This window comes from Lactiplantibacillus sp. 30.2.29 (genome assembly GCF_018991255.1).
Classification (GTDB): Bacteria; Bacillota; Bacilli; order Lactobacillales; family Lactobacillaceae; genus Lactiplantibacillus; species Lactiplantibacillus pentosus.
This window is the reverse complement of record NZ_JAGYGU010000003.1, coordinates 87,550-104,823: the sequence shown is the minus strand read 5'-3', so window position 1 is coordinate 104,823 and position 17,274 is coordinate 87,550. Positions and strand designations below refer to the sequence as shown.

Genomic DNA, 17,274 nt, shown 5'->3' with positions numbered 1-17,274 from the left:
CGAACCACGACTTTTGATTGCTTTTAGCATACGCGCAACCCCACCATTTTGCATTAAAACGCGAATTATTGTTAGTCCGCCGAACCAAAGTCCAAACGCTGATAAGACGCGACTTTTGACACAATCACCAAAAATTCATAAAAATTTAGTTGATTTAACTCGTGCAATTTCCGAACGTGACCAGTAGAATTAAGCATATAGTTAACTTATTCAAGGAAGGATGATCATATTGAGTCAAGCAACCGATTATATTCAACACGTCTATCAAGTTATTGAACACCGTGATCCGAACCAAACCGAATTTTTAGAGGCCATCAGCGACCTCTTCGAAACGATCACACCCGTCTTGGAACAGCATCCAGAATATATTGAAGCAAATATTCTGGAACGGCTGACGGAACCAGAACGTATCATTCAGTTCCGGGTCCCTTGGCTCGATGATGCCGGCCACGCACGCGTCAACCGCGGCTTCCGGGTCCAATTCAACTCAGCGATTGGCCCTTACAAGGGTGGCTTGCGCTTGCATCCATCCGTTAACCTCAGTATCGTCAAGTTCTTAGGTTTCGAACAAATCTTCAAGAACGCCTTAACTGGCCTCCCAATCGGCGGTGGCAAAGGTGGTTCTGATTTCGATCCCAAGGGCAAGTCCGACAACGAAATCATGCGCTTTTGCCAAAGCTTCATGACCGAACTCAGCAAGTACATCGGCCTTGATACCGACGTTCCTGCTGGTGATATTGGTGTCGGTGGCCGTGAAATTGGCTTCTTATACGGCCAATACAAACGGTTGCGGGGCGCTGACCGTGGCGTGTTGACCGGTAAAGGCCTCAACTACGGTGGCTCACTTGCCCGGACCGAAGCCACTGGCTATGGTTTGGCCTACTACACCGATGAAATGTTGCAAGCCAACCAACTGTCATTCCCTGGTCAACGGGTCGCCATCTCTGGCGCTGGTAACGTCGCCATCTACGCGATTCAAAAAGTTGAACAACTCGGCGGCAAAGTCATCACTTGTTCCGACTCGAACGGTTACGTCGTTGATGAAAACGGCATCGACTTCAAGATCGTCAAGCAGATCAAGGAAGTTGAACGCGGCCGCATCAAGGAATACGCTGACCGTGTCGACACTGCCACCTACCACGAAGGTTCTGTTTGGGATGCCGAATTAGCCTACGACATCGCGCTGCCTTGTGCCACTCAAAACGAAATTAGCGGTGACCAAGCTAAGACGTTAATTGCCAATGGTGTTAAGGCGGTTGCTGAAGGGGCCAATATGCCAAGTCGTCCTGAAGCCATCGCAGCCTACAAAGCGGCCCACGTGCTTTACGGCCCAGCTAAGGCTGCCAATGCCGGTGGGGTTGCCGTCTCAGCACTTGAAATGAGCCAAAACAGCATGCGTTTGAGCTGGACTTTCGAAGAAGTCGACGACCGGTTGAAGCAAATCATGAAAGACATCTTTGCTCACTCGGTTGCTGCTGCCGACGCCTATGACGTTAGTGGTGACTACCTCAGTGGCGCTAATATCGCCGGCTTTACGCAAGTGGCTGATGCGATGGTCGCGCAGGGATTGGTTTAAAAATTTATCATAAGTAGCCCAAAAGGTTAGTTGAGATGGGATAACCCCCATTTCGACTAACCTTTTTGTATTGGTTTAATTACGACTCCGTAATCTAACTTCGTCCATTACATGTAATGGTTCTAAAACTGGAAACTGTGCTCTTACTGATTGATATAAGTCGTTATCGCTCACAGCACGTACGGTGATAACAACTGAATATGGAATACTGTTCATCTTTATCCATTTTATCACCTATTAGTTTTCGTGAAGATACCGACTGACTGAACTCGTACTGGTGCCTGTTAATTCAGAAATTTGTAACAAGGTAAGTGTTGGATCAATTTTCTTTAAAGCTTGCGAAATGTTCTTCTTATTCTGTTTCGTTTGCTCAAGCGGTCTCCTTAAGAATTGAATTAAAATCGGGACTACCTCAACATCGTTCAAAACTGACTGCCTCAAAGCACGTTGAGATAATATTTCAATCTCCGCAGGTGAAACATTATCGATCAATTCTGCAATTTCTTTTAGCTTCCTATTATCGACATAATCACCCAAATACATCAGCCATAGCTCGTACCGTGCTTGAGCATCCGGACTCGAAAAGCGAATATTCAAATCAAATCGCCTGAACAAGGCATCGTCGATATCTTGAAGCCGATTCGTCGTCGCAATAAAGATGCCTCGATTCTCCCAAGCGTCCAAAGACTGCAATAGCGTATTGACGATCCGTCGCATTTCACCGACATCAGTCGCGTCATTGCGATTTCCCCCAATAGAATCAAATTCATCAAGTAACAATACTACTCGATGGGTTCTGACATAAGTGATGATTGAGGCCACATTTTTACTTGTATCGCCTAAATAACTAGATAGCAATTGGGCCGTATTTACACGATAAAGTGGTAACGCCAATTCAGTCGCAATTACCTCTGCAGCTGAGCTTTTCCCAGTACCAGATGGGCCACTAAAAAGGACTTTTGTAATTGGATTCAGTCCAACCTTCTGAAGGGCTTCTTTGCTCTTATGAGACTTAATTATCTCTTCTATATCATTACGAACCTCTGTCGAAATCACCAAATCATCTAATCCCTTTGTCGGTGTCACAGCTGTCAACAACTCATTCTCCGTCGCAGAGATTGTCCGTGACTCTTGAACACCACTCTTCCCAGCGTGATAATCTGACAAGCTCTTCTTCAACTGGATTGCGACTTTAGGATCTTTTTTCTCCAACAATCGAATCAAAGTAAGCGTCGCCATTTCAAACTCATTATTATCTTGCTTGATAAAGCTTTCAACAATATCAGGTATACGATTATAGACTGCATTTACCATAATGTTCACCTCCTATGGGAAACAATCAAACGTGGCTATTATAGCATTAAAAAGCTTCAATTCCCAAAAACAACAATTCATATTTGATATGGGAATTGTAGCATTACCCACCTGTCGTGTCAAAGATTAGTCATGATTACTGACTTATGACAAATAAAATATCACTCTTACTTAGGGGTACTTATCTATCAGTAATATATACAACAATAAATGAGCATTTCACCGTTCTTTACTTTCATCTTGCAAATAATACGAAAAAACCCATCAGCTTCTGAATGAATTGTACAGACAACTGATGAGTAAATATAATTATGATTTGATAGAAATAGTGCTAGACCTTATCAGCCGGATACCCCGTATGAGCCACCAACTGCGCATAAGTTTCGTGTAGTGTCACCGCTGCGACTCGCCAGCCAACTTTTAATAATGGAATTAATCGTAACGGATCTTCAACGGGCACATGATGCTCATGGGCGAATTTGCAGATGGCTGGGATCACTTCCATATCGGAATTGGCAAAGTAATAGTTGCCCGCATCCGTCAAAACGAAAATAGTCGCCCGAAATGCATGGCGTGGATCCATACCCGCGGTCGCGTGACACCGAATTGCCCCGATTTGAATACGCCGAACCTCACTCAGCGGCATTTCACCGAGATTACGGCCCTCAGGTGACCACAAGACGATCTTAGTTGGTGTCAATTCGACCATTGCGTACTTTTCGCTTGAGGTCCCCGATAGCCGCCGTAGCCAGTTACGTTCCGGTTTGGGCTTCGGGTACTCCTGGCCTTGAATCTCAAAGTGAAACGGAACGACGCACTTTTGCGCCCGTTCAATTGCCCGGTAGTGCCCAGCAATTTGATGGTTTGTAAAAATAGATGCCATTGGTTTAAACATGACGCTCACCCCTCTCACCGCTAGTATACGCTTTCATTCTGTAAATCGCAGTAATTTCATCACGACAGTTTTCATTTTCTGTCGCACCGTTTGAAAGCACATCCCATGGCGAATAATTAAAAAAATGGTCACCAAATTACCCACGTAATCTAGTCACCACCGTTTGGTCCGCCGGTTCTTCTCAAATTATGTGTTCATTTACCATGCCCCTATGTGTGTCGACCGCCAAGCGACGGTCATCCCCGCTTCAAATTCACCGACAAACAATGATTGCTGAAGCCTTCAATCACACCTTTTGACCCCGCGACTAAACGCGCGCGTTGCCCGGCCATTTCTGACCAACTTCATTATAACATCTTTGTGGCGTCTTTGTTAGCGGTTACACAAACTAGGGCTGATTCCGGCGGCGGGATGGCGCTCTTGATGACGGGCTGTATTGATGACAGTAATAAAAAAAGCTTGTCAGTAATTCGACAAGCTAGACTGGATCATTATTATTCAGCGTCATTAGGTTGACTGTCATCAAAGTCGGCCGGCATGATGGCAAAGTTGCTTGCTTCAGTTGAAAGCAAGGCAGCGTAGGCCCGGACCTTAGCGGACAATGCTGGGATGATGGCCCCATTCAGATTGTTCAACATTTCTTGTTCATCGTCTTCGATGACCTTATTGTCGGATTGACGTTCGATGATGCCGACCATTTCACCACTCAAACGAACAATGGCAAATACTGTCGCGGTTAAATCGAACATTTCTTCCTTATAAGTCACTTGTAATTGCGCCTGAACGACGTCATCACCAAAGGTCTTCTTAACGTCTGGATTAGCAGCCGTATAGCTAAATTGGCCTTGCCCTGGCGTGTCATCTTCTTCAGAACGATCGTAAACGATTTGGAAATGTAAGTCTTGGATTGCTGAATTTAAAATTTCAATATTCATTATGCGAAACTCCCTTTTATATATTACTCTCACCTTAAAGGAAAACGGTTCAAATTACAATCACATTTCCCGGCTTTTTGTGAATTCTCGGTTAATCTCGTGTTAAGCTTTTGTAAAGTCAATAACACTTGGCGGCTTGACCTTTAACCCGAATACTTATAAACTGAATAAGTGTTTTAGTTAAAGGGGTTATCGATTATGAAACGACAGCGAATTCTCCCAGCACTGATTATTCTGGGAATTTGTGGCGGACTAGTTGCGACACCGGCAACCAATGCCCAAGCACTCCGCGTCCGTGGCACACGCATCACTCGGGTCAAACGCCACGTTCGACATCATCATCCGCGGCGTCACAGCCACCACCATGCTCGCCATCGTCGCTGAGCACTGACTGCTGACTGCTGACTGCTGACTGCTGACTGCTGACTGCTGACTGCTGACTGCTGACTGCTGACTGCTGACTTAGTATGTCATCATGAGACTGATGTTGCGATACAAAATTAATGATAAATAAAACAAGCACTGCTGCCGTTATCTCGTTCACTGGAGATAACGGCGGCGGTGCTTGCTTCGTTTTGTAGCTGATTTATTCATGTGTCGACCCAAACCAACGCGCAGTATCACTCGCTATTTGAATCGCGTGTCTGTGGACCATGCACCTGTACTGTGTGGCATTGCAGGTACTGCAGGTATTGCAAGTATTGCAGATGTTGCCCTAGTTTTGCACTCAATGCGCGTGCCGACCTAGTTTTGCACCCGCTGCGCATTTTGTTGCCGGATCTTATTTGGCAAGTTTTCTGCCAGCAGGTATTGTCGAATCAGACTGACGATTTGTTTATTCTGCGGTAAGTCCGAATGGGCCGTATTGGCGCCCGTGACAGTAATCTCCGTAAAATGCTTGACCTGGTCTTGGAAGATGTACTTGCCGTAATTGACACTATTGTACGGTACCGTGCCATCACTAGTATAGTTTTCAGTTCCGGCAATCGAATAGACGGTCAGGCTGCGTGGCAATCCAGAACGATACTGGTAGAGCTCCTTGAACATGCTCGTTTTTGCTGTCGTGCTCGTCGATTCCATGTTATACGGCGACGCAATCGTCATCAGCCGGTCAATATGAACCTTAGGGCTGTCCTTCAAGTAGCGTTCCAAGAATAGCGTCCAAATCAAACCACCATTGGAATGACCCAACGCATAGAAATGATTAAAATGATAAGTTTTCACCAACGCTTTAAAGGCCGTATTCAGCCACACCGCTTGTTTGTCAATGTTCGCCTTGCCATCCCGATTATTAGCGAAGCCAATCACGATAAAGGGCTCGTTATCATTGGCGGCAATCGAGCCACTATACTTAATGGACCCGTCCGTCTCCACCGTGAGTTTCAAGACGCTGTGTTTTTGCGGCGTTTCTTTTCCTAATTCTGTAATTAAACTATCAAACCGGTTCTGTGAGGCACTCGATCCCGGCACCATGATAACTGGCGCCATCCGCGTTCGACCGGTATTTTTCAACGTTTTAATATTGGCCTGACTCCAGTTATAGGCTGGCCAACACACGGCCACTAATAAGCCTAATCCGAGTAGCCAGCGCCACCAATTACGTTTAAGCATCCGCTTGGCCTCCCTCATCGACGTGGTTCGCTAGTAAGACAAATGGCAAGTAAATCGCCGTGGCAATCGCGATGTTGAGCACGCTCACCAGTAAAGCGCGCCAATCGCCACCGGTTCCTAACCAGCCCGTTAAGAATCCGGGCATCGTCTTGCTGACCGGGTAAACGACTGGCGGCATCCACTGTAGTTTGAGTGCGACCCACGTCACCAGCATACTCGCAATCGGCGCCAACAAAAATGGAATCGCCAAAATCGGACTATAGGCGATTGGCAGGCCCACGAGTAACGGCTGATTAATGTTGAACAAAACGGGTAAAGCGCTAGTTTTCGCCACGGTTCGATAATTGCGGTTGTGTGACCGCCATAAAATCGCAATCAACAATGCCAGTGTCATGCCGGGACCGCCAACATTGGCAAAAGCATCAAATAAAGTGTGCAACGTTACCGGATTAGGTGCGCCCCAGGCAGAACCATGTTGGAGCGCATATTCCAGGTTCTGGACCGTGCTGGTTGCGCTATTGCCGCTGAAATCGACCGGTCCCATAATGCCAATCAACCAGTACAAATTGCTGAGCGACCCGACACCGATAATTGCCAATACAGATGCACCTGGATTGCTGAACGGCAACGTAAAGACGGCGTAGAACAACCCGTTTAGGCCGCCCTTGCTGACAAAACTGATACCATAACCAATGAGACTAAACAGCAATAACGCACTGACCATCGGCACCCAACTCTGACGAGCGCGTTTTAACAAGTGGGTCTGATCCTCTAACTGCTGATGGACATGTGGTCGACGCGCGAGATGGCTAAACAACCAGCCAGTGATCAAGCCGACCAATAATGCCAAAAAGATGCCCTGCGTCCCTAAGTTATTTTCTAAAAAGCGACTGCCCGTAGCTTGCCCATGATTACCAAAATAATTGTAATTAATATTAAGCATCATGAAACTAATCACCGCGGTCAATCCCGCCAGCAAATTATCCCGCTGCGCTGAACGCGCCACAAAGTTTGCAGCGGCGAACGCCCCAATAATCGCAATAATGCCGTTAATACTCAGGTTGAGCATCGTGGTATAGGTCGTCAGGTGTTTAAATCCTGGCACCCAGTGACTCAAATAATAAATGCGGTTTAAAAACCCATTGCGCTGAAAAATGGCTTGATTCAAAAAACTGACGTACGCCCCAATCAGGACGAACGGAAACAGTAATGTCAGCGTATCTCGGAGCGCGCGCCAATACCGCTGCCGCTCGACGACCCGCTCAAACCGCAATAGCGCGTGTTGAACCTGCTTGAACATACCCGATCCCCCCAAAGAAATTCATTGCTTTTAATATACGCCTGTTGGGCGCGCTTGCCCACTAGGTGCGTTTAATTTTCTTGCCGGCCACTTATCCATTATAATGAGCATAAAGATAAGTGGAGGTGGTTAAGATGCCAAGCCGTTATACCAATATTTTAGTTCCCGTTGATACTTCTGATGCTGCCCAAGCGGCGTTTACCGAAGCTGTGAATATCGCCCAGCGACACCAAGCCAACTTAACAGCGCTCTATGTCGTTGATGACAGCGCCTATCACACCCCGGCACTCGACCCAGTTCTAGCTGAACTACTGGACTCCGAAGCGGCCCACGCCAAGGACGCCATGCGCAAACGGCAGCAATTCGTCGCCACCACATCGGCGCCTAACCTGAAGACTGAAATCAGTTATGGCATTCCTAAGCACACCATTGAGGACTATGCCAAGCAGCATCCGGAGATTGACTTGATCGTACTCGGTGCGACTGGCGCCGACTCCCCAAACCGCGTGTCCGTCGGCTCAACGACGAGCTACGTGGTCGACCATGCCCCTTGTAATGTGATTGTGATTCGTTAATTATTCGGTCCCATCTTGCTTGTTTAGTCAGGAGATGGGGCCATTTTTTTGGATTATATGGACTTTGAGGCGCTTGTTGACTGGCGATTGCTGCTGGTTGGTGGGTGCTTTTTTGCTGTGAAATGAAACAATAGGTCTTGGATATACAGTGATGAGATTGATTGCAGTGTAATAATGATTGTCTGATTATTCAGCCGTGACGCGTGTATTGACATGCGATACAGCGACCTGCTATGCTACGGCGTCATGGCAATTATTGGACAAACAAATCAGCTTGACGCACTCAGGCAACATATCGTCACAGTATACATATTTGACAACACTCGCTTATTAACTGACTTGTTGATTTTAAAATACATGAAATATGCTGAATATTGGCATCGTTATACGGTATAGTTATTATAACGATATTTATTTAACGTCTATAATTTGTTTATACAGCAGTTGCCCCTCACACTTGCGAGATTTTACAATCGGGGTCTGTCTCGCGGACATGCTTGTGGGGACCAACTTGCATCATTGGTAGCGCTTACTTAGCCACGACTCAAAGCCTGTCAAATCAGTTTTCTGCCAGCAAATATTTTGAACACCCTTCTCACGCTTCATCGCAGACAGGTATACGCTGTATGTCCATTTTGTCATCAGCGTGCCCTTTTCTACTTGAATTAAACCGCTTTTCGGCCATTGACCAACAATCTCAAGTCATAAAAAGGTGTAATTATTTTGGAGGAATCACCATGAAGAAAATCACCACACTCATTGCAGTACTCGTGGCAGGGCTAACACTAACTGCTTGCGGCAGCACTAGCAGTTCATCATCATCCAGTTCTAAAGCATCCACCAGTTCCAAAGCGTCTACTAACAAACAGTCGTCGTCAAGCGCTAAAACGACGACTGGCATTTCACTTGCGAACTACAAGCAAATCCAAGTTGCGCTTCCCAACAACGGCACCGCAACGACTGAGACCAAAGTCAAGGAAATGTTTGGTAAGCCAGACCAGAGTACTAAGACCAGTATTAGCGGGCTCGATAAAGAAGCGACTCAATATACCTGGACCAATGTTGATCAATCATTGAGCGGTGCAACTGTGACTGCCAGTTTTTATGGTGGTAAAGCAGTTGCCAAGGGCTATAGCAATGCTTCACTAACGCCGAATGACAAACTCACAACGGCCACGCTCAATGGCATCAAGGAAGGCGACACGCTGAGTTCAGTGGAGGCAAAACTGGGGACGCCTAACGCTGAATCAATCTCGGGTTCGGGTGTCTTGAGCGCGCAAATTATTAACTATACCAGTATCAAGGGGAAATCTGGAGCGTCGGTGTCATTCACATTTACTCATAATCGATTGGTGACGACGACGAAGACTAGTTTTAATTAACGGGTTTCTCAACCCGTTGGATTTGAGCTACTAGATCGATCCATCACGTCGAAAACAATACACTGAAGTCTTATTATTAATTGGAGGATTCATTATGACAACACATATTCATTGGCGTAAAGTAACCGGACTATTACTTGCACTGCTGCTGTCAATCACACTGGTCGGCTGCTCGAACAAAACCAGTAAAACCAAGTATTACGACAAGGATTTCATCACCAGCTTGGAACAAGGACTCGAAGCACGTTGGAAATTAACGGATGAAGCTGGTGACCAGGATATCAATCAATCGGATTATAAGTCGTTTATCAATGCTGAGCTCAAACAAATTTCCAGCTATTCTTCCAAAAAGTTCAAAAGTACGTTCCTACAAGAAAACGCCATTGCTTACATCAATAGTTTGAAGAATCAAAAAAAGGCGCTTAAATCTTATAACGACTCCGATTTTTCAACTAAATGGAATAAGGCGTATGACGCTCGCAATGCGATTCTGGTGAAAATTGACAACAAGTACCATTTGAAAGTCGATTCAAAATATAGTTCTTATCTCGTAGAGCTTCGGCGATCCGGCAATGCAGCCAACAAAAACACAACGCGAAATGCAGCTGTAGACAGTCTGATCAAATCAATCAAGTTTAATGACAAAACTGATGATGGTTCTGGATGGATTGAATACAGTGCAACCGTCGAAAATACCACAGGAGCTAATATTAAAAACTTTTCTGCAGTAGTCAAATTAAAGGATAAGTCCAACGTCACGACTGATACGCAATACGTTAACACTGAAGATTGGAATAAAAATGAAAAAGTGAAGTTTAAGTTCTCTACTGACAAAGATTTTGCATCATACACCGTCACGAAAGACTACGTCGACTTTGACTAAACAATAATTCCCGCATCAAATTTAGGTGCGGGAATTATTTGTTATTTTACAATCGGACCTCGCGTTCATTGAATATCCGAATCGTCTTATCCAACATTTTAGTGCTGACCCCAAGTAGCGCCGCTGCCTTCGTCGGTGGTAACGTCCCGTTCTCTTGAGACCTAACTAGTGCGGTCATATAGCGATTATCATTGAAGCTAAGTGCCGTATAGTATGGATTTCCACCCACACTTTTATGGCTAGCTGTAGATTCTAAATCGAGCTCACTCAGATTTAAATCATCAGAAATCAACCCCAAATGTCGCGCTCTAATCGCAACTGCAAATGGACTCACATTAAAATGAGTCGCAACATGCTTGATTTTGGAAGCTCTAAATTCAGTGACAAATTCTTCCGCTGGCATTAGAAAGCTGGCCGTCACCGCATTGATAAAGCGTTCTTCTTTCAAAGTGTGATTAATCGTTGCAAACAGTTCATCCGTTCCTCTCAGTATGTGGATAAATTCATGGAGGAGTGAGAACACTCGAGCCGTATAACTGTCCTTTTGATTCAAGAAAATCAACGGTGCGTAACCGTCTAATAGGACAAACGCCCGGACTTCTTCAACTTGTAGTGGCCGGTTAGTCCCCAGTCCAGCGCCACCCTTTTGCATGACCAGAATTTTATGTCGTGCAATTTGCATCCGCAAGTCATTAAATAGTTCCCGGGCACTTCCAAAGTGTCTCAAGGTCAATAGGGACCTAACTTTAGTTACCACATCATCAACGGAATATCGTGGGGACGCTGCCACGCCAATCAGAGATAATTCACTAGCAGCATACCCACTCTCTGTCTTGAACCAAGCTTGTTTTCGCAACATTTCATAAATAACGGCCCGGGTATTCAAGCTAACCTGTGCAGGTACATTGGCCTTGGTTCTAAATGCTAACTGAATCGGCTCCGTTTCAGGAATCTTACGAAGCAGAAGATTACCAAATGGGACATGCATTCGACTGGCACAATTTCCCAGCTGTTTGACAGTCGGATTCAAATAATTTCGATCAGATTCTTGTAACCAATTGAACGTCGCTCGCAGCTGGTCTTGCTTAGCCTGACTTAAATCAGTTTTCCCAAAAGCCCAGTCAATGTTTTTCTGTTGAACCTCTACCCTAGTTAGGACCAACGATCGTTCCCCCCTTTGCAAATAAACCCATTTCCTAATTCCCGACCAATACTTTATCTTAGCGAAACAGCGGTCCTAAATATTCATCATTTGGACCCTTAAATCTTTATTGTGGGTCTAAGTCTATACATCATGGCGTGACAGTGCAACTTTCAACTTCCAAAAATATATGTCGTGACGCTTTTATTCGTTTTATCCTCTTTTTAGCCTATACTCATACCAAGCAATATCACAAAGCCTGAACGCTAAAGTCAGCTACGATGAAGGGAGCAGCCAAAATGCAATCAAAATCTCAGCTAGTGACATCGATTGAGGCTTTTTATGCACGTCATCACTACTGGACACCAACTAACGAGAAGGTCACAAGGATTGAGACACCATTTGTCAATCGTCATCGTGATACCGTTATTTTTTATGTTGTTCAGGAAACCAAGCAAGGTCTCAAACTGACGGATGGCGGCTATACATTGGATGATTTAGAAGGTGAAGGTTGCTTTTCGAGTCGGTCACCGCAACAGTTGCAGCTACTAACCGGACAAATAGAGCGACGTGGTGTTTCCTTTGATAGCGAAAGTCATGAAATCTTTTTGCGTACATCTACTCAAGATTATGCTCGCCATCAAATTCAACTGCTCCATACTTTGCTGTTTATTGAGGATCTATTTTCAGCGACGGCGTTCCAGCACGATGGCCCATTTATTGACCAGGTCCACGATTTTCTCACATCCGTTAAACGCCACATTGCCGCCCAACCAACACTTGCTGACTCGTCCAATCAGACACGTTATGCCGATTTTGTGGTGGTTAGCTCTGAGCATGGGCCGGCCAAACTCATTTGGACAATGAATAACGCCGATAATCGTAGCTATGCGGCGGCAATTATTATCGAAAAATGCCAGATTCAATCTCAGCACGCCAATACTGAATTTTACGTCATGATTAACGATGAAGCCCCTGTTGCTGAAGATGTGATCCAGATTTTAAAGGCGGAAGATATAACGCCTGTGTTATTTTCCAAGCGTTATGAGCATGTCGCACAATTAACTGGTCAGGCTAATTGGGATGAGCCGGAGTGTTAGGGCTAGTTTGGATTTGAACAGCCTATTATGATAAAGTACATCCTACCGGTCAAACTTTGCAAACTGTGCTATGATATCTTTAAATCGAAGCCGAGGTCAAATTATGCCCTATGATGAAACTAATTTAGAAGATTCAGATGTTAAGTATTTAATTAATTCACTGAAAAACCCTTCGAACAATTTCGATATCCATGAAGTCCAGAAGAAGCTAGCAATTTTATCGGAAGAGATAGACTCAACAGGTGTTGTATTAGGTCTCGTTGATGGAATTGAATACAAATTGCATTTCTTTTGCGGGAATCCCCAGAGTCCTAAGAAAAGGTTCTCAATCCACTTGCGCTTTGCCCAAAGTAATCATCATTTGGCTAGAGTTGATGTTGGTAGCTATCACACGAATCCTGAGGGAATTAGTCCACATAGAATTTCAGGTCCTCACATTCATATCTATAACAATAGGTATAAGAAGAAAGATCGTGTAGCAATGCCTATAGATGGTAATAATTTCCCGAATATAACAACAATTATCAAAGCATATCAGGATTTTCTTGATCTCACTAGCATTAACTAAACTAGTAAAAAGGAGGCACTCTCCATGCAACTAAATGCAAATAACCTTAAAACATCATATTTGAAATGGTTAAGCAAAAATGAGCACTATACTGACATCGATAGTAGTGAAAATGGCATCGTTGAAATTGATACGCCATTTTTAGATAACGAGTTTGACGATGTTGTACTATACGCATACAGTCGTATTGGAGATGACATCTTTGTGACTGACGATGGCTGGACAATCGATAATCTAGAAAGTAATGGACTATCTTTCGACAAACGTAGTAAAACAAGAAATAATATACTAACTGATACGCTGGATATATTTGGTGTTCAAAAAGATCAAGGCTCAAAAAAGCTATATATCCAAACGGATCTTGATGGCTTTCCGGCAGCCAAGCAAAGATTAGTGCAGGCGATATTAAAAATCAATGATTTAATGTACTTAAATCGCCCCACTATCATAGACGCTTTCTCAGATGAAGTTCAGAAGTTCTTTGATAACGAAAAAATACTTTATAGCCGTAATAAGTCGATTCCCGGAAAGCATGCTTTATCGTTCCAGTTTGATTTTATCATTCCGCGATATCTTGGCGGAGACAGGCTGGTTAGGACTTTTTCACAGCCTAACAGAGCCAAAAACCCTGCTAAAATATTTGCCTGGGACTCAGAAACCATCAAGAAAATCAATGGGAATTCTAAAGCTTCGTTTATTGCAATCTTAAATGACTCTGAAAATAGTATAGAATCCGTCAACTCTATTTTGGAAGATAGCTTAGTTCAAGTAATACCGGCTTCAAAATTAGCGGACAATATTGAATTATTGAAAAATTGAGACTACAATATTGTGACTTTATTTAACTGGTAGACTTACAACTAAGTGTAGCAACAAAATTATTCATCTCTCGCTTGTACCCCAATCAAGGGGTATATATTTTGCGCAAATAAAGAACGCACGTTTGTCATACTAGTGGCTCTAAGCACGATGGACTGTTTGATGCACAAGTCGGTGCACAAATCCTCTAAAATGCTTAATGTGCACCAAAATGTGCACCGAAATATCTAGCCACACCGTTTCTCAGCGTTTCTAAAAAAGCAAAAAGCCGCTTCATATCAACGTTCTACGTCGATATGAAACGGTCAGCTTGGTATAAATATGGCCTTACCCGGACTCGAACCGGGATCAACCGCTTAGGAGGCGGGTGCCCTATCCAGTTGTGCTATAAGGCCATTAACAATCCGTAAAATATCATCTCACGGATTGTGATTTTTGGCAATTACTGATTGCTAAACCGGTCACGATTTTTCTTGCGCATGCCCTTTTTCTTGGAATGCTTGTTGTGACCCTTCTTCTTTTTAGGCGGTGTCGGGATATGACGCTCCTGAGTCGCCTGCACGCGATTGACCTTGTCCGGGTGACCAACACTCGTCACGCGATGACGGCCGTTAGTCGCCTCGCCAGCCTTCTCTGGATGGTCAAACGTTAATGGTGGGACCACCTTGTCTGGTTTGGTATCCACGATATGGTAATCGACCAAATAACCTGGCTTGATTTCATAGTCGGTGGTGGCCATCAATTTCTTGAAATCACGAATATCATGATCATCACCAAAGGTCAGCACGAGGCCATCCGCACCCATCCGACCAGTCCGACCACTCCGGTGAATATAGGTCGTCACGTCTTTTGGCAACTGATAGTTAATGACTGCGGGCAGCTCAGGCACATCGAGGCCCCGGGCGGCCAAGTCAGTCGTCAGTAACAAGCCCACCTTGTCCTGCCGAAATAGGCGCAGGGCTTTTTCACGTTCAACCTGGCGCTGATTACTGGTTAACGCAACGTAACTAACGTGTTGGTGGCGCAATTCTAGGGCAACGTGTTGCAGTTCCTGCATCTTATTGAAGAAGACTAGCGCCCGCATGTGGTCGACCCGACTGATTCGTTTTAACAAATCAACGCGGTGGCGGTTACCGACTTGCATTGTGCGGTGGCGCACCACGCCCTGCGTCTGGTCGATGGCGCGCACGTCGATTTTTTCAACGTGCTGGCCGAACCAACGTGGGAGTTCATCTAAAATCTTGGTCTCAGTCGCAGAGAAGAAGCCCAACTGCAAGGTTTCAGCAAACGTCGCGTCTAAGATTTCACGAATCTGATCTAAAGTCTCATCCGTCAACAGCTCATCCGCTTCATCGACGATCATCATTTTCAAATGGCCCAATTTGATTTTACCGTCCGCAATCAAATTAGTGATTCGCCCAGGCGTCCCAACGATCACTTCCGAGTGCTTCTTGAGCTTTTCCATCTGCCGCTTGACGTTGGCGCCACCAGTGATGGCGAGCACCTTGGCGTCAATCAGCTGGCCCCACTCGCGAACCACGTTGGTCGTTTGCATGGCTAATTCTTGCGAAGGTGCCAAAATCAAGGCTTGCGTGCCCTCGCCAACTCGTAATTTTTCAAGCATTGGCCAAGTGAACGCCAACGTCTTCCCAGAGCCAGTCGGTGCGAGTCCTAATACTGACTGTCCCGCTGCCAGTGGCTCAGCGACCGCGGTCTGAATTGGCGACAATTCGGTGAAACCGGCCGCCGCAAATTTGGTTTTAAATACGTCTAACATAGTGCCTCATTTCTATTCATCGGTAGCCGGAGTCTCACCCGTAAACGTCAAGTGAGCCGATTGCCGTAAATTAAATAATAGTTTATTCACATTGCGACTGAGTTGTCGCCAAGCCAAGTAGTCTGCTTGATATTTTGCTGGGTCATTGATCACAGCCGCAAAATCACGCGCCTCCGCTAGCATTGGATTATCATCGGGCGCCACGCCAATATTGTGCGCGTTCCCGTCATTATCCTGATAAGTCACCTGACCCAATTCGGCCGGATTATCCATCACGATAGCATCACGGGCACCGTTGATTTCAGAAGGCAAAAACGAGTTGCTAGTCTTGCCGACATTCAAGGTGACCGTGAAATCCGCGTAACGTAAGATGGCGACCCCTTTGCCGTCCACCCCGGTCCGTGTCAATGTCGGATAGTAAGCGACTTCTTCTGGCATCCCGAACCAGCCGACAGCATCATAGGCCAAGTAAACGCCCAGATCTTGCAGTGCCCCACCCGCATAGTTCAATGAGAAAATATTGGGCTCTTCGCCAGCCAGCACGGCATCGTAGCGAGACGAGTACTTCATGTACGTCAACGTCGCGCCTTGAACCATGGCCAGTTTTGAGATTTGTTCCTTGACCCGTTTGAAATTAACTTCATGAATCTGCCGCGCCGCTTCAAATAACCGCACATCGGGGTGCGCAGCTAACACGGCGTCCAATTGCTCGAACTCCCGCTGATTCGTCACGGCTGGCTTTTCAACAATGACGTGCTTGCCATAAGCGATGGCCTGCTTAGCTTGGGCAAAATGCAGACTATTCGGCGAAGCAATGTACACCGTATCAAAACTGCCCTGACTAAAGAACTCATCCAGATCCGTAAACGTTTCTGTCGCATGATTTTTGTCGGCAAAGGCCTGCGCAGTGTCGGCGTGACGTGAATAAACGGTCGTTAACTGCCATTCTCCAGATTCAACCGCAGCATCCACAAACTGCTGGGTAATCCAATTCGTCCCAATAATTCCAAATTTTAACATTGATTGTACTCCTCTCAATGGCGCCCAAAATTAGCGGTGCTTACTCATAACTCTATTTTAACAGTTTTCAGCGCTGAGTTGGGCGGCAATGATTGGTCAGGAGGACTTTTAGCGTGATAATTGGTATTTCAGAGCGAATTGGCCGATAAAACAAGTCGCAGTCAGACGTCAAACTTCCGCCAGATTCTCGGCTTTAGGAGGTCTAATCCGGCACGCAGTCTGATGATGGTTGCCAGAAACTGCACTTGACGAAATGTCGAACAGGGCGACTCAAGGCAAGTTGGCGATCAAGACTAAAAATCGGGGTGCTCATCCCCCAAAAAATTGTCGTACGATATTAATGCGCCCCAATTTTGGTCGAAAAAAAAGAGCCGCCAC

16 protein-coding genes and 1 tRNA gene are annotated in these 17,274 nt (G+C 45.4%); 8 read left to right on the top strand and 9 right to left on the bottom strand.

The window, feature by feature from the left end:
• The first annotated feature begins 220 nt into the window (after nt 1–220).
• Nucleotides 221–1,576, top strand: coding sequence for an NADP-specific glutamate dehydrogenase (gene gdhA / locus KGF65_RS03015; protein WP_181185391.1), 1,356 nt, complete (start codon nt 221–223; stop codon nt 1,574–1,576).
• Nucleotides 1,577–1,813: 237 nt separating this feature from the next.
• On the opposite strand, the gene KGF65_RS03010 is transcribed toward gdhA, so the two are convergent.
• The 3 genes from KGF65_RS03010 to KGF65_RS03000 all read right to left on the bottom strand — a co-directional run bounded on the left by KGF65_RS03010 (nt 1,814) and on the right by KGF65_RS03000 (nt 4,720).
• Nucleotides 1,814–2,890: an AAA family ATPase gene (locus KGF65_RS03010; RefSeq protein WP_105924203.1), complete on the bottom strand. Its 1,077-nt coding sequence runs from the start codon at nt 2,888–2,890 to the stop codon at nt 1,814–1,816.
• Nucleotides 2,891–3,221: 331 nt separating this feature from the next.
• Nucleotides 3,222–3,785 (bottom strand): hypothetical protein, encoded by a 564-nt coding sequence (locus tag KGF65_RS03005; RefSeq protein ID WP_216748291.1) that lies wholly within the window; start codon nt 3,783–3,785, stop codon nt 3,222–3,224.
• Between the two features lie 494 nt (nt 3,786–4,279).
• The gene (locus KGF65_RS03000; protein ID WP_216748290.1) at nt 4,280–4,720 is read right to left on the bottom strand and encodes a hypothetical protein; all 441 of its coding nucleotides are present in this window, start codon (nt 4,718–4,720) and stop codon (nt 4,280–4,282) included.
• A 198-nt stretch (nt 4,721–4,918) separates the two neighbouring features.
• Here KGF65_RS03000 and KGF65_RS02995 point away from each other — a divergent pair, with 198 nt between their 5' ends.
• Nucleotides 4,919–5,104: a hypothetical protein gene (locus KGF65_RS02995; protein WP_082230254.1), complete on the top strand. Its 186-nt coding sequence runs from the start codon at nt 4,919–4,921 to the stop codon at nt 5,102–5,104.
• A 360-nt stretch (nt 5,105–5,464) separates the two neighbouring features.
• On the opposite strand, the gene KGF65_RS02990 is transcribed toward KGF65_RS02995, so the two are convergent.
• A complete protein-coding gene (locus KGF65_RS02990; protein ID WP_050338890.1) occupies nt 5,465–6,331 on the bottom strand; it encodes an alpha/beta hydrolase in 867 nt (288 codons plus the stop codon).
• A complete protein-coding gene (locus KGF65_RS02985; RefSeq protein ID WP_216748289.1) occupies nt 6,324–7,631 on the bottom strand; it encodes a PTS transporter subunit EIIC in 1,308 nt (435 codons plus the stop codon). Before KGF65_RS02985 ends, KGF65_RS02990 begins: the two co-directional genes overlap by 8 nt.
• A gap of 134 nt (nt 7,632–7,765) precedes the next feature.
• Between KGF65_RS02985 and KGF65_RS02980 the strand changes: the two genes are divergently transcribed.
• The 3 genes from KGF65_RS02980 (at nt 7,766) to KGF65_RS02970 (ending at nt 10,471) form a co-directional block, all read left to right on the top strand.
• Complete coding sequence (locus KGF65_RS02980; RefSeq protein ID WP_088769830.1) at nt 7,766–8,206, top strand: universal stress protein; 441 nt, start codon at nt 7,766–7,768, stop codon at nt 8,204–8,206.
• Between the two features lie 737 nt (nt 8,207–8,943).
• The gene (locus tag KGF65_RS02975; RefSeq protein WP_181185390.1) at nt 8,944–9,588 is read left to right on the top strand and encodes a DUF3862 domain-containing protein; all 645 of its coding nucleotides are present in this window, start codon (nt 8,944–8,946) and stop codon (nt 9,586–9,588) included.
• A gap of 94 nt (nt 9,589–9,682) precedes the next feature.
• Entirely contained in the window at nt 9,683–10,471 is a 789-nt protein-coding gene (locus KGF65_RS02970; RefSeq protein ID WP_216748288.1) for an FxLYD domain-containing protein, read from the top strand.
• A 46-nt stretch (nt 10,472–10,517) separates the two neighbouring features.
• Here the strand turns inward: KGF65_RS02970 and KGF65_RS02965 are convergent, their stop codons facing one another.
• Nucleotides 10,518–11,633, bottom strand: coding sequence for an ImmA/IrrE family metallo-endopeptidase (locus KGF65_RS02965; RefSeq protein WP_105924198.1), 1,116 nt, complete (start codon nt 11,631–11,633; stop codon nt 10,518–10,520).
• A gap of 260 nt (nt 11,634–11,893) precedes the next feature.
• Between KGF65_RS02965 and KGF65_RS02960 the strand changes: the two genes are divergently transcribed.
• From KGF65_RS02960 to KGF65_RS02950, 3 genes are all read left to right on the top strand, one after another.
• Nucleotides 11,894–12,712 carry a DUF1828 domain-containing protein gene (locus tag KGF65_RS02960; RefSeq protein ID WP_216780046.1) on the top strand — a complete coding sequence of 273 codons (819 nt, stop codon included), beginning with the start codon at nt 11,894–11,896 and terminating at the stop codon, nt 12,710–12,712.
• Nucleotides 12,713–12,815: 103 nt separating this feature from the next.
• Nucleotides 12,816–13,280 (top strand): hypothetical protein, encoded by a 465-nt coding sequence (locus KGF65_RS02955; protein WP_216748286.1) that lies wholly within the window; start codon nt 12,816–12,818, stop codon nt 13,278–13,280.
• Nucleotides 13,281–13,304: 24 nt separating this feature from the next.
• Complete coding sequence (locus tag KGF65_RS02950; protein WP_088769835.1) at nt 13,305–14,099, top strand: DUF1828 domain-containing protein; 795 nt, start codon at nt 13,305–13,307, stop codon at nt 14,097–14,099.
• 322 nt (nt 14,100–14,421) lie between these two features.
• On the opposite strand, the gene KGF65_RS02945 is transcribed toward KGF65_RS02950, so the two are convergent.
• The 3 genes from KGF65_RS02945 to KGF65_RS02935 form a co-directional block, all read right to left on the bottom strand.
• Nucleotides 14,422–14,494, bottom strand: a tRNA-Arg gene (locus tag KGF65_RS02945).
• Nucleotides 14,495–14,541: 47 nt separating this feature from the next.
• Entirely contained in the window at nt 14,542–15,876 is a 1,335-nt protein-coding gene (locus KGF65_RS02940; RefSeq protein ID WP_216748285.1) for a DEAD/DEAH box helicase, read from the bottom strand.
• A 12-nt stretch (nt 15,877–15,888) separates the two neighbouring features.
• Nucleotides 15,889–16,896, bottom strand: coding sequence for a Gfo/Idh/MocA family protein (locus tag KGF65_RS02935; protein WP_105924197.1), 1,008 nt, complete (start codon nt 16,894–16,896; stop codon nt 15,889–15,891).
• Nucleotides 16,897–17,274 lie beyond the last annotated feature (378 nt).